At 36.7% G+C, this 22,985-nt stretch carries 24 protein-coding genes and 1 tRNA gene; all 25 read left to right on the plus strand.

Annotated features, from left to right (window positions below; genetic code table 11):
• Positions 1-194 precede the first annotated feature (194 nt).
• The 25 genes from NMM19_RS07700 (at position 195) to NMM19_RS07820 (ending at position 22,919) form a co-directional block, all read left to right on the plus strand.
• Positions 195-989, plus strand: a complete 795-nt coding sequence (locus tag NMM19_RS07700; RefSeq protein WP_254730794.1) for a DUF4422 domain-containing protein — start codon at positions 195-197, stop codon at positions 987-989.
• Between the two features lie 20 nt (positions 990-1,009).
• Positions 1,010-2,230, plus strand: a complete 1,221-nt coding sequence (locus NMM19_RS07705) for a polymerase (RefSeq protein ID WP_254730797.1) — start codon at positions 1,010-1,012, stop codon at positions 2,228-2,230.
• Between the two features lie 85 nt (positions 2,231-2,315).
• Positions 2,316-3,152, plus strand: a complete 837-nt coding sequence (locus NMM19_RS07710) for a phosphorylcholine transferase LicD (RefSeq protein WP_254730800.1) — start codon at positions 2,316-2,318, stop codon at positions 3,150-3,152.
• A 7-nt stretch (positions 3,153-3,159) separates the two neighbouring features.
• Positions 3,160-4,248: a glycosyltransferase family 4 protein gene (locus NMM19_RS07715; protein WP_254730803.1), complete on the plus strand. Its 1,089-nt coding sequence runs from the start codon at positions 3,160-3,162 to the stop codon at positions 4,246-4,248.
• Positions 4,249-4,256: 8 nt separating this feature from the next.
• Positions 4,257-5,261 carry a glycosyltransferase family 2 protein gene (locus NMM19_RS07720; RefSeq protein WP_254730806.1) on the plus strand — a complete coding sequence of 335 codons (1,005 nt, stop codon included), beginning with the start codon at positions 4,257-4,259 and terminating at the stop codon, positions 5,259-5,261.
• A gap of 1 nt (position 5,262) precedes the next feature.
• Complete coding sequence (locus NMM19_RS07725) at positions 5,263-6,216, plus strand: glycosyltransferase family 2 protein (RefSeq protein WP_254730808.1); 954 nt, start codon at positions 5,263-5,265, stop codon at positions 6,214-6,216.
• Positions 6,217-6,371: 155 nt separating this feature from the next.
• On the plus strand, positions 6,372-7,787 hold the full coding sequence (locus NMM19_RS07730; RefSeq protein ID WP_254730811.1) for a flippase: 1,416 nt from the start codon (positions 6,372-6,374) through the stop codon (positions 7,785-7,787).
• 1 nt (position 7,788) lies between these two features.
• The gene (locus NMM19_RS07735) at positions 7,789-8,787 is read left to right on the plus strand and encodes an acyltransferase (RefSeq protein WP_254730815.1); all 999 of its coding nucleotides are present in this window, start codon (positions 7,789-7,791) and stop codon (positions 8,785-8,787) included.
• Between the two features lie 13 nt (positions 8,788-8,800).
• On the plus strand, positions 8,801-9,916 hold the full coding sequence (gene glf / locus NMM19_RS07740; RefSeq protein WP_254730818.1) for a UDP-galactopyranose mutase: 1,116 nt from the start codon (positions 8,801-8,803) through the stop codon (positions 9,914-9,916).
• Positions 9,897-10,925, plus strand: a complete 1,029-nt coding sequence (locus NMM19_RS07745; protein WP_254730821.1) for an acyltransferase family protein — start codon at positions 9,897-9,899, stop codon at positions 10,923-10,925. The genes glf and NMM19_RS07745 overlap by 20 nt, the downstream gene beginning before the upstream one ends.
• A gap of 418 nt (positions 10,926-11,343) precedes the next feature.
• A complete protein-coding gene (ftsA, locus tag NMM19_RS07750) occupies positions 11,344-12,711 on the plus strand; it encodes a cell division protein FtsA (protein ID WP_247921964.1) in 1,368 nt (455 codons plus the stop codon).
• Positions 12,712-12,727: 16 nt separating this feature from the next.
• The gene (gene ftsZ, locus NMM19_RS07755; RefSeq protein ID WP_254730824.1) at positions 12,728-13,981 is read left to right on the plus strand and encodes a cell division protein FtsZ; all 1,254 of its coding nucleotides are present in this window, start codon (positions 12,728-12,730) and stop codon (positions 13,979-13,981) included.
• Positions 13,982-13,986: 5 nt separating this feature from the next.
• Positions 13,987-14,658, plus strand: coding sequence for a YggS family pyridoxal phosphate-dependent enzyme (locus NMM19_RS07760; RefSeq protein WP_254730827.1), 672 nt, complete (start codon positions 13,987-13,989; stop codon positions 14,656-14,658).
• 9 nt (positions 14,659-14,667) lie between these two features.
• Positions 14,668-15,219 carry a cell division protein SepF gene (locus tag NMM19_RS07765; RefSeq protein WP_254730830.1) on the plus strand — a complete coding sequence of 184 codons (552 nt, stop codon included), beginning with the start codon at positions 14,668-14,670 and terminating at the stop codon, positions 15,217-15,219.
• Positions 15,219-15,479, plus strand: a complete 261-nt coding sequence (locus NMM19_RS07770) for a YggT family protein (protein WP_006153053.1) — start codon at positions 15,219-15,221, stop codon at positions 15,477-15,479. The genes NMM19_RS07765 and NMM19_RS07770 overlap by 1 nt, the downstream gene beginning before the upstream one ends.
• On the plus strand, positions 15,476-16,261 hold the full coding sequence (locus NMM19_RS07775; RefSeq protein WP_247921960.1) for an RNA-binding protein: 786 nt from the start codon (positions 15,476-15,478) through the stop codon (positions 16,259-16,261). Before NMM19_RS07770 ends, NMM19_RS07775 begins: the two co-directional genes overlap by 4 nt.
• 6 nt (positions 16,262-16,267) lie before the next feature.
• Positions 16,268-16,522 carry a DivIVA domain-containing protein gene (locus NMM19_RS07780; protein ID WP_178894633.1) on the plus strand — a complete coding sequence of 85 codons (255 nt, stop codon included), beginning with the start codon at positions 16,268-16,270 and terminating at the stop codon, positions 16,520-16,522.
• Positions 16,523-16,538: 16 nt separating this feature from the next.
• The gene (locus NMM19_RS07785) at positions 16,539-17,351 is read left to right on the plus strand and encodes a DivIVA domain-containing protein (protein WP_254730833.1); all 813 of its coding nucleotides are present in this window, start codon (positions 16,539-16,541) and stop codon (positions 17,349-17,351) included.
• A gap of 255 nt (positions 17,352-17,606) precedes the next feature.
• A complete protein-coding gene (gene ileS, locus NMM19_RS07790) occupies positions 17,607-20,399 on the plus strand; it encodes an isoleucine--tRNA ligase (RefSeq protein ID WP_254730836.1) in 2,793 nt (930 codons plus the stop codon).
• A gap of 101 nt (positions 20,400-20,500) precedes the next feature.
• Positions 20,501-20,869 (plus strand): hypothetical protein, encoded by a 369-nt coding sequence (locus NMM19_RS07795; protein ID WP_225750046.1) that lies wholly within the window; start codon positions 20,501-20,503, stop codon positions 20,867-20,869.
• Positions 20,870-21,001: 132 nt separating this feature from the next.
• Positions 21,002-21,694: a phosphoglycerate mutase gene (locus tag NMM19_RS07800; protein WP_016466134.1), complete on the plus strand. Its 693-nt coding sequence runs from the start codon at positions 21,002-21,004 to the stop codon at positions 21,692-21,694.
• Positions 21,695-21,815: 121 nt separating this feature from the next.
• Positions 21,816-21,968: a 50S ribosomal protein L33 gene (gene rpmG, locus NMM19_RS07805; protein ID WP_001809375.1), complete on the plus strand. Its 153-nt coding sequence runs from the start codon at positions 21,816-21,818 to the stop codon at positions 21,966-21,968.
• A gap of 9 nt (positions 21,969-21,977) precedes the next feature.
• Positions 21,978-22,154: a preprotein translocase subunit SecE gene (gene secE, locus NMM19_RS07810; protein WP_004254104.1), complete on the plus strand. Its 177-nt coding sequence runs from the start codon at positions 21,978-21,980 to the stop codon at positions 22,152-22,154.
• Between the two features lie 49 nt (positions 22,155-22,203).
• Positions 22,204-22,740, plus strand: a complete 537-nt coding sequence (nusG, locus tag NMM19_RS07815; RefSeq protein ID WP_006149705.1) for a transcription termination/antitermination protein NusG — start codon at positions 22,204-22,206, stop codon at positions 22,738-22,740.
• Positions 22,741-22,847: 107 nt separating this feature from the next.
• Positions 22,848-22,919, plus strand: a tRNA-Glu gene (locus tag NMM19_RS07820).
• The last annotated feature ends 66 nt before the right edge of the window (positions 22,920-22,985 follow it).

Raw genomic sequence — 22,985 nt, forward strand, 5'->3', positions numbered from 1 at the left:
ATGGAATTGATACGAAATCAAATACTGGTAGTCATGTTTTAGAATATTCTTGCGAAGTTATATAATCAGAGTAGTCTATTAGGAACATGGCAAAAGAGTCAACTAGTTTCTTAGGTGAACTCTATGAAACTAGGGTGCGAGTGTTTGATTTCTTTTTTAGAGCAAACAGTTCAATCTAAATGAAGGGGGTTAAAATGACAAAGAATTATAAAATTATCGTGGCAACACACAAGCAATTTACCATGCCTGCTGATACTGATCTTTACCTACCTATCCATGTTGGTAGTGAAGGAAAAGAAAAGTTAGGATACCAATGTGATAATGAAGGAGACAATATTTCAAGTTTGAACCCCTATTATTGCGAATTAACTGGACTTTATTGGGCCTGGAAAAATTTAGAATGTGACTATCTCGGTTTGGTACACTATCGTCGCTATTTCACGGCAAAACGTCACTCATATAGTGAAACGATTGATATGAATGATATTATCCTGTCCAAGGCAGAATTGCAAGATTTGTTAGCAGAAAATGATGTGATCGTTCCTAAAAAACGGAAATATTACATTGAAACACTATACTCACACTACGCACATACACATGATGCCATTCATTTAGACGTGACCCGCCAGATTGTTAGCGAGTTGAGACCGGATTATATCGAGGTTTTTGATCGGGTCATGAAACAGCGCAGTGGTTATATGTTCAATATGTTTATCATGTCCAAAGAAAATGTAGTAGCCTATTGTGAATGGTTGTTCCCGATTATCGATGCTCTCTATAGAAGATTAAATATTAGAGATTATTCTGCTTTTGACGCTAGATTATTTGGTCGTGTCAGCGAACGCTTGTTCAATGTTTGGTTGGCAAAGCAAGATTTGCGGGTAAAAGAGATTCCGTTTATCTATATGGAGAAAATTGACTTGATTCAAAAAGGGAAATCCTTCCTACAAGCAAAATTCTTCGGTAAAAAATATGGACAGAGTTTTTAGATAGGGATAAAAGAAAAAGGATGAAATTAGTAGTAAAAATAAAATCTTTGCCGGAGCTAATGGCTCTTGTTGCCTTAGGAATATTTTTAACGGTTTCGATATTAAATGTGACTTTTTATGCTCGATATATGCCTGGAACAGTTTATAAATTAGCGATAGCTTTCTCGATTTTTCTTTTGTTCGTTAAAGAGATGTTTAAAAGAAAGTACGATTATAGAGCGCTCATTGGATTGTTTGCAACAATTTTAATTTATTTTATCGTGGGGAAAATGACTGTTCTCGGTTCAGAAGTTCCTGTAAGCATATTATTTATTTACGCTTTACGAGATGTTCCCTTTAAGAAGGTGGCGCAAACGTCATTAGTCGTTAGTACGTGTTTATTGTTCTTTATTATTGTCAGTGCAAAAGTTGGAATAATAACGAATTATATAGAAGTTTCTGAGTCTCGAGTACGAAGTTATCTAGGATTTCGTTATGCCTTATTCCCATCAATGTTACTGATGGACATAGTCGCTATTGTGTTTTATTTAAAGCAAAACAAAATCCAATATTGGAAATGGCTACTGTTATCCCTTTCTGTGTATTGGGTATATGATCAAACGGATTCTCGTTTAACATTTTTCAGTTCCTGTATATTGTTGGCATGCAGTTTGCTAATAAAATGGTTCCCTGAGCTATTATCTAAACTAGGATATGTTTTTAAAGCTTTTAAATTGACTTTTATTGTAAATGCAATCATTAGTTTTTGGGTCTCATTTACCTATCTCAATTCAGGTTATTCTTTTATTAATGACCTTCTTTTTAAAGTGAATCATATGTTAGGAGGCCGTCTATACTTAGCAAATAAATCTTTAAATCTGTATGGTTTTGGATTGCTAGGACGACCAGTTGAATGGTACGGTAACGGTCTGACTGTTGAAGGAGTTAGAAACTATCAGACCTATTATCTGTATGTAGACAATTTGTATGTCCAAGTTTTACAAAGATTTGGCTTACTCATCCTGGGATTGATGCTCTCAGTCCTAACTTTGACTTTGTCTAAAATAATTAAGAAACGCCAGTGGGTTCTTGCTCTGATTTTGATATTAATGAGTTTTCATTCCATGATTGATGATTTGAATTTCTATCTTCATAATAATATTTTTTGGATCTTGGTAGGCGCTTTAATCTACCCGGATTATCAGTTTTCTGATGAAAGCGATGAAGAGCTAGGGGAACATTCGTTTGAAAAAATCGTATAGTGAAATGGTAAGAAGTATTTAACAAGAACTTAAAAGAGCATAGACTGGGAAGACGGTTTTATTTCGATTTATATAGGAGGAAAGTATGTCGGATATCAAAATCATCCAAGGTAAGATTTTATCTATCTTGAAAGAGTTCATTAATATTTGCGAAGAAAATAATCTAACCTACTATGCTCTAGGCGGAACCTTGTTAGGAGCGGTACGTCATAAAGGTTTCATACCGTGGGATGATGATATTGACATTGGTATGCCGAGAGAAGATTATGAAAAGTTTAAAAAATTAGCTCCACATTCATTACCAAGAACTTATAAGTTTTTAAGTGAAGACACTATTGGCTATAAAAAAGCTTTCTCTGTCATTCGTGACGATTCAACGAAGATTATCATGAATTATAGTAAAGAAGATTTGGTAGAAAGTTTATGGATAGACATTTTTCCATTAGATGGTATGCCATCTAATGATTTAAAGAAAAAAATCCATTCTTTTAGATACTTGTATACAAGGATGATGGTCCAGCTCTCGCAATTTAATAGTTTGGTGAATCAGAAAAAAGAGAACCGTCCACTGACTGAAAAAGTGATTATTGCATTTGCGAATGCTGTAAATATTGAGAAGATTATTTCTTTTAACTGGGCACAGAAAAAATATTTACAAGCGATTAAGAAATATTCATTTAGTGAGGCTTTTGCAGGAAACTATACTGGGGCTTATAAATTAAGAGAAATCGTACCTTCTGATTATTTTGGTGAGCCAGTTTTATTAGAGTTTCAAGGGATTGAATTGAGTTGTCCACGTAAGTACAAGGAATATTTGACAGCTATTTATGGAGAGAATTATATGCAGTTACCTCCAGAAGACAAGCGAATTCAACATCATTATAAAATCATATCTCTTGGTGAGGATAAAGGGGAAGAGTAGTATAGAGATGAAAAAAATTGCAATAGTCAGATATAATCTTAGTAATATTGGAGGTGCGGAAAAAGTAGCAATAAATATGGCAAACGAATTATCTCGTTATTATGACGTTAGGCTTATGTCAATTTTATTAAATGAAGATGGCTTTATAAACTATGATATTGATCCCAATGTTCAATTAGTGAATTTTTACAGAGGAAATATTCGTATTAGAACTGCTATTTTAAAATTGACTAAAAAGCTTAGAGATTATATAAAGAGAGAGAAGATAGAGATTGTATTTTCAATTGCTCCTTTAACAAATATAATGATAAGATTAGCTACCATTGGTCTTAATGTGAAAATTGTTTTTTGCGATCATCACAGTTTAGAATTTCAAGATGGTAGAAGCAGAAAAATCCAAAGATATATTGGAGCTAAATATTTTGATAAAATTGTAACTTTAACAGAGGAAGATCGTGTAAAATATTCGGATAAATATAATGTCTCTATTGAAAAAGTCAAAGCAATATATAATTGGATAGATGATATTGATTCAAATGAAATCAGCTTAGAAAACAATTCGAAAAAAATCATTACAGTTGGTCGATTTCATTCTCAAAAGGGCTATGATTATCTTGCAGAAGTAGCTATAAAAGTCTTATCTAAACATTCGGATTGGCATTGGGATATTTATGGTTCTGGAGATAAATTCATCGAACAAGACTTAAAAAACAGATTAGTACAAGGTCGCGTTTCTGCACAAGTTGATTTTAAAGGGAATGTAAAGGGGACGAAGAATATATATCCAGACCATAGTATTTACGTCATGACTTCCCGCTTTGAAGGTTTGCCTTTGGTGCTATTAGAGGCTCAACAATATAATCTTCCTATTGTTAGTTTTAGTTGTCCGACGGGGCCTAGTGAGATTGTCGAAAATGGAGTCAATGGATTTTTGGTAGATTGTTATGATACTGATAAGATGAGTGAAAAGCTTCTCAAATTAATGGAAAATGAAAGCTTGCGACATTCTTTTTCAGCACATGCTAAAGACAATATGGATAAATTTGATAAAAATAGAATACTTAATCAGTGGATTGAATTGATTGAAACGATTTAGGAGATAAAATGAAAGATTGTTTGTTAACAATTGTAATGCCCAGTTATAATATTCAGGACTACCTTTCAAAAGGGATTCAATCCTTTCAACAAGTAAACTCAAAGTACAAAGAAAAATTTGAGGTTTTAATTGTAAACGATGGTAGTACAGATGATACAGAAAAAGTAGCAGAAGAACTTTTGGGGAAAGATCCTCTACTAAATGGACGAGTAATAACAAAAGAAAATGGTGGACATGGTTCAACCATCAATCGTGGTATCCAAGAAGCAAAAGGGAAATTTTTTAAAGTTATTGACGGGGATGATTGGGTTATTCCGTCAGAATTTGAAAAATTTTTGAATAGTCTTGAAACTATTGATACAGAAATGATTATTACTGATTTTACGGAACAACATGTATATAATGGCACTGCTATCCGAAATGATTTTATTGATAAATATGAAGTTGGTAATATATATACGGGAATTCCTGATGTGCGAATTCCAATGCATTCAGTTACTTATAAAACATCTATCTTATCGAAGAATAACATTCGATTGAGTGAAAAAACTTTTTACGTTGATATGCAGTACACTCTGTTTCCTTTGGAGTATGTTCATAGTTTTGTCTACTGGAATTACGATGTTTATCAATACTATATTGGAAGGCCTGAACAGAGCATGAATATTGAGAGTATGAAGCGCAATGTCCGTCATCATTTGATTGTAACCAATTCTATCCTAGACTACTATTCTAGAATAAAAGATAATAATGTTTTAGAAAAAGTCGTTGCAGCTGTTCTAGAATATTTGATTAGCTTGCAGGTAGATTTGTCCTGGATGGTTGATGGTTCGGAGAAGCTTTCAAGAGAACTATATAGTAAAATCCAACAAAGTTCTTATGACTATATTCCTACGAAAAGATTTGATAAATTATCTTATCTAAACTATAGAACCAACTATATTCTAGGTTTTATTTTTAGTTCGATTTTGAAGAAGTACTCTAAGAAGAAAGAAAAAGAGAGAGGAATTTAGAATGTTTATCAGCATTGTTGTTCCGGTATACAACGTTGCAGATTATTTGCATTATGCGATAGATAGCCTAATGAAACAGACCTATCAAAACTTTGAAGTAATTCTTGTAAATGACGGTTCGACAGACAATTCTCCTGTGTTATGCGAGGATTATGCAAATCGGTATGAAAATATCCATGTTTTTCACAAAGAAAATGGTGGTTTATCTGACGCACGTAACTTTGGAGTTTCTAAAGCGAGTTCAGATTGGATTTTCTTTTTAGATCCAGATGATTATCTTGAATACTACACGCTTGATTTAATAGTGAAAATACAGGAATTGCACCAAGCGGATTTGATTTCAACCAAGGTAAAAGCGACATCTAAATACAATGATTATAGCTCTTATCAATTTAAGGAATCCGATTATAAAGATCTAAACGTACTTACGAAAGAAAAGGCACTTGAACTGATGTTGGATGATAAGATTGCAACTGTTTCTGCTTGTGCCAAACTCTACCATAGAAGTATCCTGGAGACAGTTCCTTTTCCAGTTGGTAAAATTTATGAAGATTTTTATGTTGTAGGGCAACACCTTGCTCTTGCAGATAAAATTGTGATTAGTCCGCTTGAAACATATAATTATTATCGAAGAGAGGGAAGTATTGTCCGTTCAACATTTACTGAAAAAAGGTACGAATTCTTCGATGCTGTTGCTAAAAATGAAGAAGTAGTTAGGAAAGAATATATTCAAAACGAAGAACTGCTCCAATCATTGCAAGCGAAAAAAATATTAGGTGGTTTTGTAGTGATTGGTGCAAAAGCTGACTCAGGCTTAAAAGATTTTTCAAAAGATAAAGAGTTGTTGAAAGTCGAAATGAGTGAGTTGCTAAAAAATAGTAAGCTATCATGGAAAGTAAAACTAAAATACCTTATTTTTATGTTTAGCCCTAAATTGTATTTGTTGCTACGATAGTATCGTGCATAAAACCAATTTAATTTGCAACAAATATCAAAAAAATTGTAGGAAAGAGGAAATATGATAGAAGATTTTAGAATAATTGCTCATTGTAAGTTTGTTCGGTCACAATTTCTAATTTCACGGATTGATTATAAATAGGACGGATTGACATGAAAGTATTAAAAAACTACGCTTACAATCTTTCTTATCAATTGTTGGTAATTTTACTCCCGATTATTACGACTCCCTATGTGACACGGGTCTTTTCTTCGGATGATTTAGGAACTTATGGTTACTTTAATTCCATTGTCACCTACTTTATTCTCCTAGCAACTCTAGGAGTTGCTAACTATGGGACCAAGGTCATTTCAGGGCATCGCAAGGAAATTGAAAAGAACTTTTGGGGGATTTACTCTCTGCAATTAGGTGCAACTCTTCTTTCTCTAACCTTGTATGGTCTTCTTTGTCTGAATCTTCCTTTTATGCAAAATCCAGTAGCCTACATTCTAGGCCTGAGTTTAGTTTCTAAAGGGTTAGACATCTCCTGGCTCTTTCAAGGGTTGGAGGATTTTCGAAAGATTACTGTTCGAAACATCACGGTTAAAATCGTTGGGGTCACCTCTATTTTCCTCTTTGTCAAGTCTGCAAATGATCTTTACCTCTATGTTTTTTTGCTAACCATATTTGAGCTTTTGGGGCAACTAAGTATGTGGTTGCCTGCTCGAGAGTTTATCGGTAGACCTCATTTTGACATAGGATATGCTAGGCATCATTTGAAACCTGTCATCTTATTGTTCCTTCCGCAAGTGGCGATTTCCTTGTATGTAACGCTAGATCGTACCATGCTTGGAGCCTTAGCTTCTACAAAAGATGTAGGGATTTATGACCAGGCTCTAAAGTTGGTAAATATCCTTCTGACCTTGGTAACTTCCTTGGGGAGTGTTATGCTACCTCGTGTTGCGCATTTATTAGCCACAGGTGATCATAAGGCAGTCAATAAGATGCATGAAATGTCCTTCCTCATTTATAATTTAGTCATTTTTCCAATGATGGCAGGGATCTTGATTGTCAATGATGATTTTGTTCAGTTTTTCCTTGGTCAAGATTTTCAGGATGCACGCTATGCAATTGCCATTATGATCTTCCGTATGTTCTTCATCGGTTGGACCAATATTATGGGAATTCAGATATTGATCCCTCATAACCGAAATAAAGAATTCATGATTTCAACAACGGCTCCTGCAATTATCAGTGTAGGATTAAACTTATTATTCCTTCCTAAACTTGGATATATCGGAGCAGCCATTGTTTCTGTCTTAACAGAGGCGCTAGTGTGGGCAATTCAATTGTACTTTACCCGCAGATACCTAAAAGAAGTTCCTATTATTGGATCTATGACAAAAATCATTCTAGCATCAGCTATCATGTATGGTATTTTGCTAGGTTCAAAAACAGTTATACATTTTTCGCCAACCTTTAATGTTCTAGTTTTTGCAGTGCTTGGTGGAATCATTTATCTTTTTGCAATTCTATCGCTGAAAGTGGTAGATATGAAAGAATTAAAACAAATCATTGGGAAAAAATAGGATGCATAAAACTCGGAATATTAATTTAGATTTAATAAAAGTGCTAGCATGTATTGGAGTTGTTTTACTTCATACAACAATGATTGGATTTAAAGGCACAGGGTCTTGGAATCTTTTGACATATTTATATTACTTAGGCACCTACTCTATACCTCTGTTTTTTATGGTCAATGGTTATTTATTGTTAGGAAAGAGTAATATAACCTATTCCTACATACTGCAGAAAGTCAAATGGATTTTAATAATAGTATCATCATGGACTACTATCATTTGGCTCTTAAAAAGAGACTTTACAGTTAATCCAATAAAAAAAATTGTAGGCTCTCTGTTGCAAAAAGGGTATTTCTCTCAGTTCTGGTTTTTTGGTGCACTAATGCTTATTTATTTATGCCTACCTGTTTTGAAAAAAATTCTGAACTCAAAAAGAAAATATTTATACATTCTATCTTGCCTTATCGCTATTGGTTTAATGTTTGAGTTAGCAAATATTATACTTCAAATGCCATTACAGTCATATGTTATACAAACCTTTAGGCTGTGGACGTGGTTTTTCTACTACCTGTTAGGAGGTTTGCTAGCTCAATTTGATAAAGAATTTATAAAAAATGGCTTTAAGAGATGGATGAAAGTAGTTGCAATACTGTTGCTGTTGATTTCCCCAGTAATATTATTTTTCTTAGCAAAAACCATTTACCATAATCTTTTTGCTGAATATTTTTATGATATTCTATTTGTTAAGATTACAAGTTTAGGAATTTTCTTGACGGTATTTACACTTTCTTTAGATGACAATAAAAGCAAATGGATTGTTACACTTTCCGATCAAACAATGGGAGTTTTTATAGTACATACTTATGTTATGAAAGTGTTGGAAAAACTACTTGGTTTTAGTTATACAGGTGCATATTTGCTTTTTCCGATATTCACTTTATGTATAAGTTTTTTTGTTATTAGTTTATTAATGAAAATTCCTTATTTCAATCGAATCGTCAAATTATAAAAAGGAGAATAAAATGTACGATTATCTTATCGTTGGTGCAGGTTTGTCTGGAGCAATCTTCGCACACGAAGCTACAAAACGTGGTAAAAAAGTAAAAGTGATTGACAAGCGTGATCACATCGGTGGAAATATCTTCTGTGAAAATGTTGAAGGCATCAATGTCCACAAGTATGGTGCCCACATTTTCCATACCTCAAACAAAAAGGTTTGGGACTATGTCAACCAGTTCGCTGAATTCAATAACTATATCAACTCACCGGTGGCTAACTACAAGGGCAGTCTCTACAATCTTCCCTTCAATATGAATACCTTTTACGCTATGTGGGGAACTAAGACACCTCAAGAAGTCAAAGACAAGATTGCCGAGCAAACAGCTGATATGAAGGATGTTGAACCGAAAAACCTGGAAGAACAAGCTATCAAGTTGATTGGTCCAGATATCTACGAAAAGTTGATTAAGGGCTATACAGAAAAACAATGGGGGCGCTCTGCTACAGACCTTCCTCCATTTATCATCAAACGTCTTCCAGTTCGTTTGACCTTTGATAACAACTACTTTAATGACCGTTACCAAGGAATTCCAATCGGTGGATACAACATCATCATTGAAAACATGCTAGGCGACGTAGAAGTAGAACTTGGTGTTGACTTCTTTGCCAATCGGGAAGAACTGGAAGCTTCAGCTGAAAAAGTTGTCTTCACGGGGATGATTGACCAGTACTTTGACTATAAACATGGTGAGTTGGAATATCGTAGCCTTCGATTCGAGCACGAAGTTCTGAATGAAGAAAACTATCAAGGGAATGCCGTGGTTAATTACACAGAACGTGAGATTCCTTACACTCGTATCATCGAACACAAGCACTTCGAGTATGGCACCCAACCAAAGACAGTTATCACTCGTGAATACCCAGCTGATTGGAAACGTGGAGATGAACCATATTACCCAATCAACGATGAAAAGAACAACGCCATGTTTGCTAAGTACCAAAAAGAAGCAACAAAAAATGACAAGGTTATCTTCTGTGGGCGCCTAGCTGACTATAAATACTACGATATGCATGTGGTAATTGAGCGTGCACTTGAGGTTGTGGAGAAAGAATTTAAAGATGACAAGAAGCAGAATTAATTGGATTGATTTTGGGAAAGGATTAGCTATATTTTTGGTTTTGATGGGCCATGTACTATTAGGTCTGTATCAATCTGAAAAATTTCCATCTTGGAATAATGTATTATTAGTGATTATAGCTCAACTCTATATATTTCATATACCTGTATTTTTCGCGTTGTCAGGATATTTTTTCAAACCACTCTCAACTATCAAGGAATTTTTTGATTATGCTAAAAAGAAGACGATTGTTCTAGGAATACCCTATATCTTTTATTCAATAATTCACTTTTGTCTGCAAAAAATTGCAGGAACAACTGTTCGGATTCCCACGACTATATTTGATTTAATAAATATCTACAAACAACCTCTAGGGGTTTCGTGGTATATATATGTGCTTTGGTCTATATTGATGATATATGGCTTATTGTCCATTGTTGTCAAAAAACGCAGAATGTTACTTTTAATAAGTGCTCTCGCCTATTGTAGTACTTTATTTGTTCAGAGTGATATTTACATTATTCAAAGAACGTTAGTTTGGGGTGTTTGCTTCCTGCTAGGAAGTGTCTTGAGTGAAATTCATTTAGATAGAATGGATGCGAAAAAGTTTCTTCTTTTCTTTATCCCGTTTGATTTGATTTACATGTCGGCATGGTTCTTGTTCTATGAAGTCGATTCTAAAAAAGATTACGTTAGCTATAGTAATCCTGGATTGTGGGGCATTGCTTTTGTAGTCTGTATATTATTTTCGTTTATTTTATTTCCAAAGATCGAGAAAAATTGCCCGAAAGTATTCAACTATTTCTCCAAATACGGTAAAGATAGTTTAGGGATATACATCATTCATGCACCAATTTGCAGTATGCTCCGCATTCTAATGCTGAAAATGGGAATTAATTCAGTTTTTATTCACGTTATTGCCGGGATTTTATTAGGATGGTATTTATCTATATTTGCAACTTATATAATGAAAAAAATTCCAATTCTGAACATTGTTTTGTTGCCTCAAAAATATATTAAACTCAAGTGAAAATAGGTCGGCGTGACACGCTGGAACAACTGAATATATTAAGAGAGCTGAGTTAGCTCTCTTTTTTATAAAAAAATTGTTTGAAAATTATAAAAATGATTCTTAGAGACAATTAAATATTTCATACCAATGGAAAATTGAATCTTGCGTGGTATGAAAATACTTGAAAAAATACAATAAATTTCACCCGTTTTTCAACCTTTCTGAATGTTTTACATTGTTTTTCAATGAAAAAAATAAAAACTAGCACTTGTAATGGAATATTAAAATAAATTTAATGAAAAACCTTCGATAAAGTCACAAAAAATTAGGCACGAATCGGATTTTTGTGATATAATATTCTGTGAATAGCTATGCCTTCTTGTAGCTGTTAAAAAATCAAAGTGTGAAACTTGGAAGATAGAGAGGACGCAATGTAATGACTAGAAATGGTTTCTTTACAGGCTTAGATATTGGAACAAGCTCAATTAAAGTATTAGTTGCTGAGCTTGTAGATGGTGAAGTAAATGTAATCGGTGTTAGCAACGCCAAAAGTAAAGGTGTCAAGGATGGAATTATTGTTGACATCGAGGCCGCAGCAACGGCTATCAAATCTGCTATTTCTCAAGCAGAAGAAAAAGCAGGAATTTCAATCAAATCAGTAAACGTTGGACTTCCAGCAAACTTGTTGCAAGTGGAACCAACTCAGGGAATGATTCCTGTAACATCAGATACAAAAGAAATTACAGATCAAGATGTTGAGAATGTTGTCAAATCTGCTTTGACAAAGAGCATGACACCTGATCGTGAAGTGATTACTTTTGTGCCAGAAGAATTTGTAGTAGACGGCTTCCAAGGGATTCGTGACCCTCGCGGTATGATGGGTGTTCGTTTGGAAATGCGTGGACTTCTCTATACAGGTCCAAGAACCATTCTTCACAACCTTCGTAAAACTGTAGAACGTGTTGGAGTTCAAGTCGATAACGTGATTATTTCACCGCTTGCAATTGTAAACTCTGTTCTTAACGAAGGCGAACGTGAGTTTGGAGCGACTGTTATCGATATGGGTGGTGGCCAAACAAGCGTTGCTACTATCCGTAATCAAGAGCTTCAATACACAAATGTTTACCAAGAAGGTGGCGATTACGTCACTAAAGACATTTCAAAAGTTCTTAAAACTTCTAAGAAGATCGCAGAAGGTTTGAAACTGAACTACGGTGAAGCTTATCCGCAACTTGCAAGCAAAGAAACTTTCCAAGTTGAAGTTATCGGTGAAGTAGAACCTGTTGAAGTTACAGAAGAATACTTGGCTCAAATTATTTCAGCTAGATTAAAACACATCTTTGAACAAATCAAACAAGATTTGGAAAGAAGACATTTGTTGGATTTGCCAGGTGGTATTGCTCTGATTGGTGGGAATGCTATTCTGCCGGGTATCGTTGAGCTTGCCCAAGAAGTACTTGGAGTTCGTGTAAAACTTTACGTTCCAAACCAAGTGGGTATCCGCAATCCTGCATTTGCTCATGTGATTAGTTTGTCTGAATTTGCTGGAAGCCTTACAGAAATTAATGTTTTAGCTCAAAGAGCTATCAGAGGAGATCAAGTTTTGCGTCAACAACCGATTGATTTCAGGACTTCAAGTCAGGAAAAACCTGCAGCTTCTCAACGTTCAGTGTTTGGTACAACTCCAACTGAATCAGCAGAACCGACTTATACTGCTGACTCAGCAACTTCAAATCAATCAGAAGAAAAACCAAAATTGACTGAGCGATTCCGTAGCTTAATCGGAAGCATGTTTGATGAATAGGATAGAGGGATAAAATATGACATTTTCATTTGATACAGCAGCAGCACAAGGTGCAGTAATTAAAGTAATTGGTGTCGGTGGTGGCGGAGGAAACGCCATCAACCGCATGGTTGACGAAGGTGTTTCAGGTGTTGAGTTCATCGCAGCCAACACAGATGTACAAGCCTTGAGCAGTACAAAAGCTGAAACAGTTATCCAACTTGGTCCAAAATTAACTCGTGGACTTGGTGCTGGAGGACAGCCTGAAGTTGGTCGTAAGGCTGCTGAAGAAAGCGAAGAAGTAATTACTGAAGCTATCAGTGGTGCAGATATGGTCTTCATCACTGCTGGTATGGGTGGTGGTTCTGGTACAGGTGCTGCACCAGTTATCGCTCGTATCGCTAAAGGTTTAGGTGCTTTGACTGTTGGTGTTGTGACACGTCCATTCGGTTTCGAAGGAAGCAAACGTGGTCAATTCGCAGTTGAAGGGATCAATGAACTTCGCGAACACGTTGATACTCTCTTGATTATTTCAAACAACAACTTATTAGAAATTGTTGACAAGAAAACTCCTCTTCTTGAAGCTTTGTCTGAAGCAGATAACGTTCTTCGCCAAGGTGTTCAAGGAATTACAGATTTGATTACAAATCCTGGTTTGATCAACTTGGACTTTGCAGACGTGAAGACAGTAATGGCAAACAAAGGAAATGCCCTTATGGGTATCGGTATCGGTAGCGGAGAAGAACGCGTTATTGAAGCGGCTCGTAAAGCTATCTACTCACCACTTCTTGAAACAACTATCGATGGAGCAGAAGATGTTATCGTGAACGTAACTGGTGGTTTGGATATGACTTTGATTGAAGCAGAAGAAGCTTCTGAAATCGTCAATCAAGCTGCTGGACATGGCGTAAATATCTGGCTCGGTACTTCTATTGATGAATCAATGAAAGATGAAATCCGTGTAACTGTTGTTGCTACTGGAGTTCGTCAAGATGCAGTCGATAAAGTTGTAGCGCCACAACCAAGACAAGCGTCATTCCGTGAACCAGTAAGAACTGCTCACACTCACACTTATGACCGTCATTTTGATTTGGCTGAAACAGCTGAACTTCCAACTCCTTCACAACGTCAAACTGAAGCTCCTAAAGCATCGGCTTTTGGTGATTGGGACTTGAGACGTGATTCAATTGTTCGTCAAGGTGAATCAGTCGTATCTCCAGTTGAACGTTTCGAAGCACCATCTTCTGACGAAGATGAGTTGGAAACACCACCATTCTTTAAAAACCGTTAATAGAGATGGATTTAAAAGAAAATACAAATCAGGTATTTCAACAGGTTACAAAAGCAATTCAAGAAACCGGCCGTGAAGACGGTTCGGTTTCTGTAATTGCCGTAACAAAATATGTTGATATTGCAACTGCAGCAAATTTGATTGACCAAGGAGTCAAACACATTGGTGAAAACCGTGTTGACAATTTTCTTGAGAAGTATCATGCTTTAAGTGATAAAGATGTTACTTGGCACTTGATTGGTAGCTTACAAAGAAGAAAAGTCAAGGATATCATTCCTTATGTTGATTATTTTCACGCTTTAGATTCTTTGAAATTAGCTCAAGAAATTCAAAAACGTGCCAATCGTACGGTTAAATGTTTTTTGCAGGTCAATATTTCTGGAGAGGAAAGCAAGCATGGTTTTTCAAAAGAAGAACTATTGACAGTCTTGCCAGACTTGTCTAGCTTGGATAAAATCGAGTATGTTGGTCTCATGACCATGGCTCCCTTTGAAGCCCAAACAGAAGAGTTGCAAAAAATCTTTAAAGAAACGCAAGAGTTGCAACAATACATTCGTGAACAACAACTCCCCAATATGCCAATGACAGAACTAAGTATGGGAATGAGCCGTGACTATAAAGAAGCGATTCAGTGTGGCTCGACTTTCGTTCGAATTGGTACTGCATTTTTTAAATAGGAAATAATCATGTCATTAAAAGATAAATTTGATAAATTTATAGATTACTTTACAGAAGATGGAGATGAAGTTGCTTCAGAAGTTGTCGCTGCACGTTCTGAACGTCCACTAGCTTCAGTTCCTCCAAAGAGAGAATTACCTCAGCAAGCTTCTGCTGCTCAAGAACCTTCACCAGTTGAGACAAAAGAGAAGAATATTACAAAACTTCATGCCCGTCAGCAACAACTAGCAATTGAAAGCCATCACTCTACTGAAAAAGTAACCATCGATGTTCGTTACCCACGCCGTTATGAAGATGCAACAGATATTGTTGATTTGTTGGCTGGAAATGAAAGTATCTTGATTGACTTCCAATATATGACAGAAGTTCAAGCTCGTCGTTGTTTGGATTACTTGGATGGAGCACGTCATGTTCTTGCTGGTGAGTTAAGAAAAGTAGCGAACACAATGTATCTTTTGACACCTGTTGGTGTTGTGGTAAACATTGAAGATATTCGTTTACCTGAAGAAGCTCAAAGCGAAGGATACGACTTTGACATGAAGAGAAATAGAGTACGTTAATGTTTCTAATAATTCGTTTTATCCAAAATGCTACAGATATCTATTCGCTGATACTTGTAGCTTTTGCTCTATTATCATGGTTTCCAAATGCCTATAACACCCAGTTGGGGAAGTTTTTAGAGACTTTGTGTAAACCAATTCTTGAACCTCTAAAACGTCTACCTCTTCAAATCGCAGGTTTGGATTTCTCTGTTTGGATAGCCCTAATTCTCTTGCGCATGATAAGTCGCTATCTCATCAATTTGTTGGTAGTTTTATGAGTAAAGAACTTTACCAACATTTCGCAACAGAAGATATCCCCTTTATCGACAAGGGTTTGGAGTGGTTAGGACAGGTAGAAGAACATTACGCACCGATTTTATCTCCTTTTATCAATCCTCACCAAGTATTTATCTTGGAGACATTGGGAAACAATAGAGGGGTAAAAACCTTTTCTAGTACTCGTTTTGTACCTTCAGAGTATGCTCGGGTCATTCTAGCGCCGGATTATTTTACGCCAACCTTGGAAGATTTTGAAATGACCTTGCTTGAGATTGAGTATCCCAGCAAGTTTCAACAATTAACCCATTCAAAAATTCTGGGAACAGTTCTCAATCGGCTAGGTATTGACCGAAAGTTATTCGGAGACATTTTGGTAACAGAAGATAAAGCCCAAATTATTGTCGATCGAAGATTTACTACTCTTTTCCAGGATGGGATTCAAAAGATTTCCAAGTTGCCTGTAAGTTTAGTAGAACGTCCTTTTTCAGATAGGATAGAATCTAAAGACGAGTATCAAGAAAAAGAAGTCTTGGTTTCAAGCCTGCGACTAGATGCCTTTTTATCTAGTATATTGAAATTATCACGCTCACAAACTGTAGCTCTGGTTGAAAAGAAGCTGGTTCAGGTCAATTATCATATAGTTGAAAAGTCTGACTATCAGTTAAAATTTGGTGATTTAATCAGTGTGAGACGCTTTGGCCGAATAATCTTGCTCAAAGAAAATGGTCAAACCAAGAAAGATAAGATAAAACTAACAGTCCAACTACTTTTAAGCAAGTGAGAAAATATGTCAATTACACCACAAGATATTACTGACAAGGAATTCTCAAGAAAATTCAGAGGCTACGATCAGGAAGAGGTTGACCTATTTCTAGATAAGATTTATTTTGAATTAGAGGAATTAATCCGATACAAAGAGGAAACTGAACTCTATATCAAAAAACTAGAAGAACGTCTTTCCTATTATACGACTGATATTCCTAAAAGAACAGTAACAAACGAGCAAGAACCAGAAGCAATTAATGATTCTATTTTTTATTAAATAAGTGAGGGAAAATATGCCAATTACATCGTTAGAAATTAAGGATAAAACCTTTGGTGTTCAGTTTAGAGGTTTTAACCGTGAAGAAGTTGATGAATTTTTAGATATTGTTGTTCGGGACTATGAAGATTTAGTTCGTAGCAATCATGAAAAGGATCAACATATCAAAAATTTAGAAGAGCGTCTATCTTATTTTGACGAAATCAAAGATTCGTTGAGTCAGTCAGTTTTGATTGCCCAAGACACAGCTGAACGTGTAAAACAAGCTGCGAATGACCGTTCTAATAACATCATTAAGCAGGCTGAGCAAGATGCTCAACGTTTACTTGATGAAGCTAAGTATAAAGCCAATGAAATTTTGCGACAAGCTACAGATAATGCTAAAAAAGTTGCTGTGGAAACTGAAGAGTTGAAGAACAAGAGTCGCGTCTTCCACCAACGTTTGAAATCAACAATCGAAAGTCAGTTGGCTATTGTTGATTCATCAGATTGGGAAGAAATTTTGCGTCCGACTGCAACTTATCTTCAAACGAGTGACGAAGCTTTCAAGGAAGTTGTCCGAGAGGTTCTAGGTGAAGATGTATCGTCATACCATGAAGAAGAGCCGATTGACATGACTCGTCAATTCTCTCCAGAAGAAGTTGCAGAACTTCAAGCACGTATTGAAGCAGCTAACAAGGAATTGTTGGAAACGCAACAAAATGCTGAAGAGTCAACTGAAACTGCAGTTGAAGTTCAGCCAGTTGCTGAAACTCCTGTTGAACCATCGCATGAGGAAGGACCTCAAGACGATCCTAACACTCAACAAGAGTCAGTTCTAATTTTATAAGAATCTCATTAGAGAACAAGAATTTATCAAACACATTTCTAGCGAGTAGGAGATGGTGGAAGTCCTACAATCCCTGTTGGTATATTTATCCTCTCTTAGAATCAAATCTGAAAATAGTAAGATTTGACGTTGCCCACGTTACGGGAAAAGAGGGAAAGAGACTAGGTCTTTTTCCGAACAAAGGTGGTACCACGATTTTCGTCCTTTTTGCGAGTCGTGGTTTTTATATTGTCAATTTACATTAAAGGAGTAAACATGAAACTTAAAGAAACCCTCAATCTTGGGAAAACAGAATTTCCAATGCGTGCCGGACTTCCAACTAAAGAGCCAGTTTGGCAAAAAGAGTGGGAAGAAGCAAAACTCTATCAACGTCGTCAAGAGCTAAATGAAGGAAAACCACATTTCACGCTTCATGATGGCCCTCCATACGCTAACGGAAATATCCACGTAGGACATGCCATGAACAAGATTTCGAAAGATATCATTGTTCGTTCTAAGTCTATGTCAGGATTTTACGCACCATATATCCCAGGTTGGGATACACACGGTCTGCCAATCGAGCAAGTCTTGGCTAAACAAGGTGTTAAACGCAAAGAAATGGACTTGGTTGAGTACTTGAAACTTTGCCGTGAATACGCTCTTTCTCAAGTAGATAAACAACGCGAAGACTTCAAACGTTTGGGTGTTTCAGGTGACTGGGAAAATCCTTATGTAACCTTGACGCCAGACTATGAAGCAGCGCAAATCCGCGTCTTCGGTGAGATGGCTAACAAAGGCTACATCTACCGCGGAGCTAAGCCAGTTTACTGGTCTTGGTCTTCTGAGTCAGCGCTTGCTGAAGCGGAAATTGAATACCATGACTTAGTTTCAACTTCTCTTTACTATGCTAATAAGGTTAAAGATGGCAAAGGTGTCCTTGATACAGATACTTACATTGTTGTTTGGACAACAACTCCATTCACCATCACAGCTTCTCGTGGTTTGACTGTTGGTGCGGATATTGATTACGTCTTGGTGCAACCAGCTGGCGAAACTCGTAAATTTGTAGTTGCTGCTGAATTGTTGAATAGCTTGTCTGAGAAATTCGGTTGGGCGGATGTTCAAGTCTTGGCAACTTACCGTGGTTCAGAATTAAACCATATCGTGACAGAACACCCATGGGATACAGCTGTAGATGAACTCGTTATCCTTGGTGATCACGTTACAACTGATTCTGGTACAGGTATCGTCCATACAGCCCCTGGTTTTGGTGAGGACGACTACAATGTCGGTGTTGCCAATGGTCTTGAAGTTGCTGTAACTGTCAACGAACGCGGTATCATGATGGCTAATGCTGGCGCTGAGTTTGAAGGTCAATTTTATGACAAGGTTGTGCCAACAGTTATTGAAAAACTTGGAAATCTTCTTCTTGCTCAAGAAGAAATCTCTCACTCCTATCCATTTGACTGGCGTACGAAAAAACCAATTATCTGGCGTGCGGTACCTCAATGGTTTGCTTCTGTATCTAAATTCCGCCAAGAAATCTTGGACGAAATTGAAAAAGTGAAGTTCCACTCAGAGTGGGGTAAAGTCCGCCTTTACAATATGATTCGTGACCGTGGTGACTGGGTTATCTCTCGCCAACGTGCTTGGGGTGTTCCTCTTCCAATCTTCTATGCAGAAGACGGAACACCAATCATGACAGCTGAAACCATCGAGCATGTAGCTCAACTCTTTGAAGAACATGGTTCAATCATCTGGTGGGAACGTGATGCTAAAGACCTCTTGCCTGAAGGGTTTACCCATCCGGGTTCACCAAATGGTTTGTTCAAGAAAGAAACAGATATCATGGACGTTTGGTTCGATTCAGGTTCATCATGGAATGGTGTCGTGGTTAACCGTCCAGAACTCAAATATCCAGCAGATCTTTATCTTGAAGGTTCAGACCAATACCGTGGTTGGTTCAACTCATCTCTTATCACATCTGTTGCCAACCATGGCGTAGCACCTTACAAGCAAATCTTGTCACAAGGTTTTGCCCTTGATGGTAAAGGTGAGAAGATGTCTAAATCTCTTGGAAACACCATTGCTCCAAGCGACGTTGAAAAACAATTTGGTGCAGAAATCTTGCGTCTCTGGGTAACCAGTGTTGACTCAAGCAACGATGTGCGTATCTCTATGGATATCTTGAGCCAAGTTTCTGAAACGTACCGTAAGATCCGTAACACTCTTCGTTTCTTGATTGCTAACACATCTGACTTTAATCCAGCTGAGGATGCTGTCGCTTATGAAGAACTTCGTTCTGTTGATAAGTACATGACCATCCGCTTTAACCAACTTGTCAAGACGATTCGTGATGCTTATGTAAACTTCGAATTCTTGACAATCTACAAGGCATTGGTGAACTTTATCAACGTTGACCTATCTGCCTTCTACCTTGACTTTGCCAAAGATGTTGTTTACATTGAAGGAGCTAAGTCACTTGAACGCCGTCAAATGCAAACTGTCTTCTATGACATCCTTGTAAAAATTACCAAACTCTTAACACCGATCCTTCCTCACACTGCGGAAGAAATCTGGTCTTACCTCGAGTTTGAAGCGGAAGAATTTGTTCAATTGTCAGAATTGCCAGAAGCACAAACATTTGCGAATCAAGAGGAAATCTTGGATACCTGGTCAGCCTTCATGGACTTCCGTGGCCAAGCTCAAAAAGCCTTGGAAGAAGCGCGTAACGAAAAAATCATCGGTAAATCTCTTGAAGCTCACTTGACTGTTTATCCAAATGAAGTGGTGAAAACTCTTCTTGGAGCTGTTGATAGCAATGTAGCACAACTCTTGATTGTTTCTGAATTAACCATCGCAGAAGGACCAGCTCCAGAAGGTGCAGTGGCCTTTGAAGATGTGGCCTTCACAGTTGACCGTGCAGCTGGTGAAGTTTGTGACCGTTGTCGTCGTATCGACCCAACAACTGCAGAACGTAGTTATCATGCAACCATCTGTGACCACTGTGCAAGCATCGTTGAAGAAAACTTTGCGGATGCAGTAGCAGAAGGATTTGAAGCTAAATAATCTAACAAAAATACAGGAGAAATTCCTGTATTTTTTTTAAAAATAAAAACTTTATTAAAAATATGGTATAATATACCTTATTAAAATAAAAGGAGATATTTATGAAGACAAAAACACTAGCACAAGTAGATGGCTTTATTGGTATTATTGCAGGGGCAATTTTAGCTTTCTTACCGATTTTTATGGTATTTCTTGCAGCCATTTCTGAAGACGAAGATGCTGCAGGGCTAATTTTGGGCATTATTTTCATTGTTTTCTCTTTAGTGAAAATTGCAACCCTCATTCTTGGAATCCTCTCACTTATCTACTATAAGGATGACAATCGTATTTCACTAGCACCATCGATTCTATTTATCGTTGGATCTGTAGTTGCCTTGATTCCTTTCCTTGGGTGGATTGGTGGAATCGTCCTTGTCATTGGTGGAGCTTTGTACCTAGCAAGCTTGAAACAATTTAGAATTGAAGAATAAATTATTTTTTAGGGAAGAGTCCAAGAGCTCTTCTCTTTTTCGTTGATTTTAACTAGCTTTTTTGTGAAAAATTGTGTAAAATAGAATAGATAAACGAGGGCGACCTCGAAAAATAAAAGGAGAATCCAACTAATGGTAAAATTGGTTTTTGCTCGCCACGGTGAGTCTGAATGGAACAAAGCTAACCTTTTCACAGGATGGGCTGACGTAGATCTTTCTGAAAAAGGTACTCAACAAGCTATCGATGCTGGTAAATTGATCAAAGAAGCTGGTATTGAATTTGACCAAGCTTACACTTCAGTATTGAAACGTGCTATCAAAACAACTAACCTTGCACTTGAAGCATCTGACCAACTTTGGGTTCCAGTTGAAAAATCATGGCGCTTGAACGAACGTCACTACGGTGGTTTGACTGGTAAAAACAAAGCTGAAGCTGCTGAACAATTTGGTGATGAGCAAGTTCACATCTGGCGCCGTTCATACGATGTATTGCCTCCAGCAATGCCTCGTGATGATGAGTACTCAGCTCATACTGACCGTCGTTACGCTTCACTTGATGACTCAGTAATTCCAGATGCTGAAAACTTGAAAGTGACTTTGGAACGCGCTCTTCCATTCTGGGAAGACAAAATCGCTCCAGCACTTAAAGATGGTAAAAACGTATTCGTAGGTGCACACGGTAACTCAATCCGCGCTCTTGTAAAACACATCAAACAATTGTCAGACGACGAAATCATGGATGTGGAAATTCCTAACTTCCCACCATTGGTATTCGAATTTGACGAAAAATTGAACGTTGTGAAAGAATACTATCTTGGAAAATAATGTAAAATAGAGTCTAGGATTAATCCTAGGCTTTTTTATTTTGAAAATAGGAAAAACTGATAATATAATTTAACTTGTCAAAGACAGGGATTCTTGTTATAATAGTTAAGATGGAGGCGCTATGGCACTGAAAAAAGCAAGTCTAGCCTGTGCGGTTTGTGGTTCGAGAAACTACTCAATTAAAATTAGTGGGAATCCAAAACCGACTCGCTTAGAAGTAAATAAATTTTGTAAACATTGTGGTAAATACACAACACATAGAGAAACGAGATAGGAGATAAAAATGGGTTTTATTAAGGATATCTTTACTCTTCTTAAAGATACAACTTGGCCAACTCGAAAACAAAGTTGGGTAGATTTTAAATCTATCATGGAATACACTGCCTTCTTTGTAGTTATTATTTATATTTTTGACCAATTAATCGTTAGCGGATTAATTCGATTCATTAATATTTTTTAAAATAGAACAAATTCACTGAAAGAAGTTTACTGTTAAGAAAGGAAAAAAGATGGATAGTTTTGACAAAGGATGGTTTGTCCTACAAACATATTCTGGTTATGAAAATAAAGTAAAAGAAAATCTCTTGCAACGTGCACAGACATACAATATGTTGGATAACATCTTGCGTGTTGAAATCCCAACTCAAACTGTACAAGTTGAAAAAAATGGGAAGAAAAAAGAAGTTGAAGAAAATCGTTTCCCAGGTTATGTTCTTGTAGAGATGGTTATGACAGATGAAGCTTGGTTTGTAGTGCGTAACACACCAAACGTTACTGGATTTGTTGGGTCACACGGTAACAGATCTAAACCAACTCCACTATTGGAACAAGAAATCAGAGATATCTTGGTATCAATGGGACAAACTGTACAAGAATTCAATATCAATGTTGAAGTAGGTCAAACTGTCCGTATTATCGATGGTGCCTTTGCTGATTACACAGGAAAAATTACTGAAATTGATAATAACAAAGTGAAGATGATTATTTCAATGTTTGGTAATGATACAGTAGCAGAAGTAAACTTGAATCAAATTGCTGAATTGTGATTGCCGACATTCTATTTGTAGCTATTGACTCTAGTCAACTAATTTTTTATAAAACCAGTTGACAAGCGTCAAAAAGTAGGTATAATAGAAAGAGTTGACAAGCTCAAGGTCCGTTGGTCAAGGGGTTAAGACACCGCCTTTTCACGGCGGTAACACGGGTTCGAATCCCGTACGGACTATGTGTGTATCGCGGTTGATGGGAACAGGTTATAAAAAAAGTTAAAAAAACCTGTTGACAGAGAAAA

The sequence above is a fragment of the Streptococcus sp. CF8_St5-17 genome, assembly GCF_024295665.1.
Lineage (GTDB): Bacteria > Bacillota > Bacilli > Lactobacillales > Streptococcaceae > Streptococcus.

What these genes read in the sequence shown, in the direction of transcription:
- NMM19_RS07700 (WP_254730794.1), top strand. Translation starts at nt 195, where the DNA reads ATGACAAAGAATTATAAAATTATCGTGGCAACACACAAGCAATTTACC.
- NMM19_RS07705 (WP_254730797.1), top strand. Translation starts at nt 1,010, where the DNA reads ATGAAATTAGTAGTAAAAATAAAATCTTTGCCGGAGCTAATGGCTCTT.
- NMM19_RS07710 (WP_254730800.1), top strand. Translation starts at nt 2,316, where the DNA reads ATGTCGGATATCAAAATCATCCAAGGTAAGATTTTATCTATCTTGAAA.
- NMM19_RS07715 (WP_254730803.1), top strand. Translation starts at nt 3,160, where the DNA reads ATGAAAAAAATTGCAATAGTCAGATATAATCTTAGTAATATTGGAGGT.
- NMM19_RS07720 (WP_254730806.1), top strand. Translation starts at nt 4,257, where the DNA reads ATGAAAGATTGTTTGTTAACAATTGTAATGCCCAGTTATAATATTCAG.
- NMM19_RS07725 (WP_254730808.1), top strand. Translation starts at nt 5,263, where the DNA reads ATGTTTATCAGCATTGTTGTTCCGGTATACAACGTTGCAGATTATTTG.
- NMM19_RS07730 (WP_254730811.1), top strand. Translation starts at nt 6,372, where the DNA reads ATGAAAGTATTAAAAAACTACGCTTACAATCTTTCTTATCAATTGTTG.
- NMM19_RS07735 (WP_254730815.1), top strand. Translation starts at nt 7,789, where the DNA reads ATGCATAAAACTCGGAATATTAATTTAGATTTAATAAAAGTGCTAGCA.
- glf (WP_254730818.1), top strand. Translation starts at nt 8,801, where the DNA reads ATGTACGATTATCTTATCGTTGGTGCAGGTTTGTCTGGAGCAATCTTC.
- NMM19_RS07745 (WP_254730821.1), top strand. Translation starts at nt 9,897, where the DNA reads ATGACAAGAAGCAGAATTAATTGGATTGATTTTGGGAAAGGATTAGCT.
- ftsA (WP_247921964.1), top strand. Translation starts at nt 11,344, where the DNA reads ATGACTAGAAATGGTTTCTTTACAGGCTTAGATATTGGAACAAGCTCA.
- ftsZ (WP_254730824.1), top strand. Translation starts at nt 12,728, where the DNA reads ATGACATTTTCATTTGATACAGCAGCAGCACAAGGTGCAGTAATTAAA.
- NMM19_RS07760 (WP_254730827.1), top strand. Translation starts at nt 13,987, where the DNA reads ATGGATTTAAAAGAAAATACAAATCAGGTATTTCAACAGGTTACAAAA.
- NMM19_RS07765 (WP_254730830.1), top strand. Translation starts at nt 14,668, where the DNA reads ATGTCATTAAAAGATAAATTTGATAAATTTATAGATTACTTTACAGAA.
- NMM19_RS07770 (WP_006153053.1), top strand. Translation starts at nt 15,219, where the DNA reads ATGTTTCTAATAATTCGTTTTATCCAAAATGCTACAGATATCTATTCG.
- NMM19_RS07775 (WP_247921960.1), top strand. Translation starts at nt 15,476, where the DNA reads ATGAGTAAAGAACTTTACCAACATTTCGCAACAGAAGATATCCCCTTT.
- NMM19_RS07780 (WP_178894633.1), top strand. Translation starts at nt 16,268, where the DNA reads ATGTCAATTACACCACAAGATATTACTGACAAGGAATTCTCAAGAAAA.
- NMM19_RS07785 (WP_254730833.1), top strand. Translation starts at nt 16,539, where the DNA reads ATGCCAATTACATCGTTAGAAATTAAGGATAAAACCTTTGGTGTTCAG.
- ileS (WP_254730836.1), top strand. Translation starts at nt 17,607, where the DNA reads ATGAAACTTAAAGAAACCCTCAATCTTGGGAAAACAGAATTTCCAATG.
- NMM19_RS07795 (WP_225750046.1), top strand. Translation starts at nt 20,501, where the DNA reads ATGAAGACAAAAACACTAGCACAAGTAGATGGCTTTATTGGTATTATT.
- NMM19_RS07800 (WP_016466134.1), top strand. Translation starts at nt 21,002, where the DNA reads ATGGTAAAATTGGTTTTTGCTCGCCACGGTGAGTCTGAATGGAACAAA.
- rpmG (WP_001809375.1), top strand. Translation starts at nt 21,816, where the DNA reads ATGGCACTGAAAAAAGCAAGTCTAGCCTGTGCGGTTTGTGGTTCGAGA.
- secE (WP_004254104.1), top strand. Translation starts at nt 21,978, where the DNA reads ATGGGTTTTATTAAGGATATCTTTACTCTTCTTAAAGATACAACTTGG.
- nusG (WP_006149705.1), top strand. Translation starts at nt 22,204, where the DNA reads ATGGATAGTTTTGACAAAGGATGGTTTGTCCTACAAACATATTCTGGT.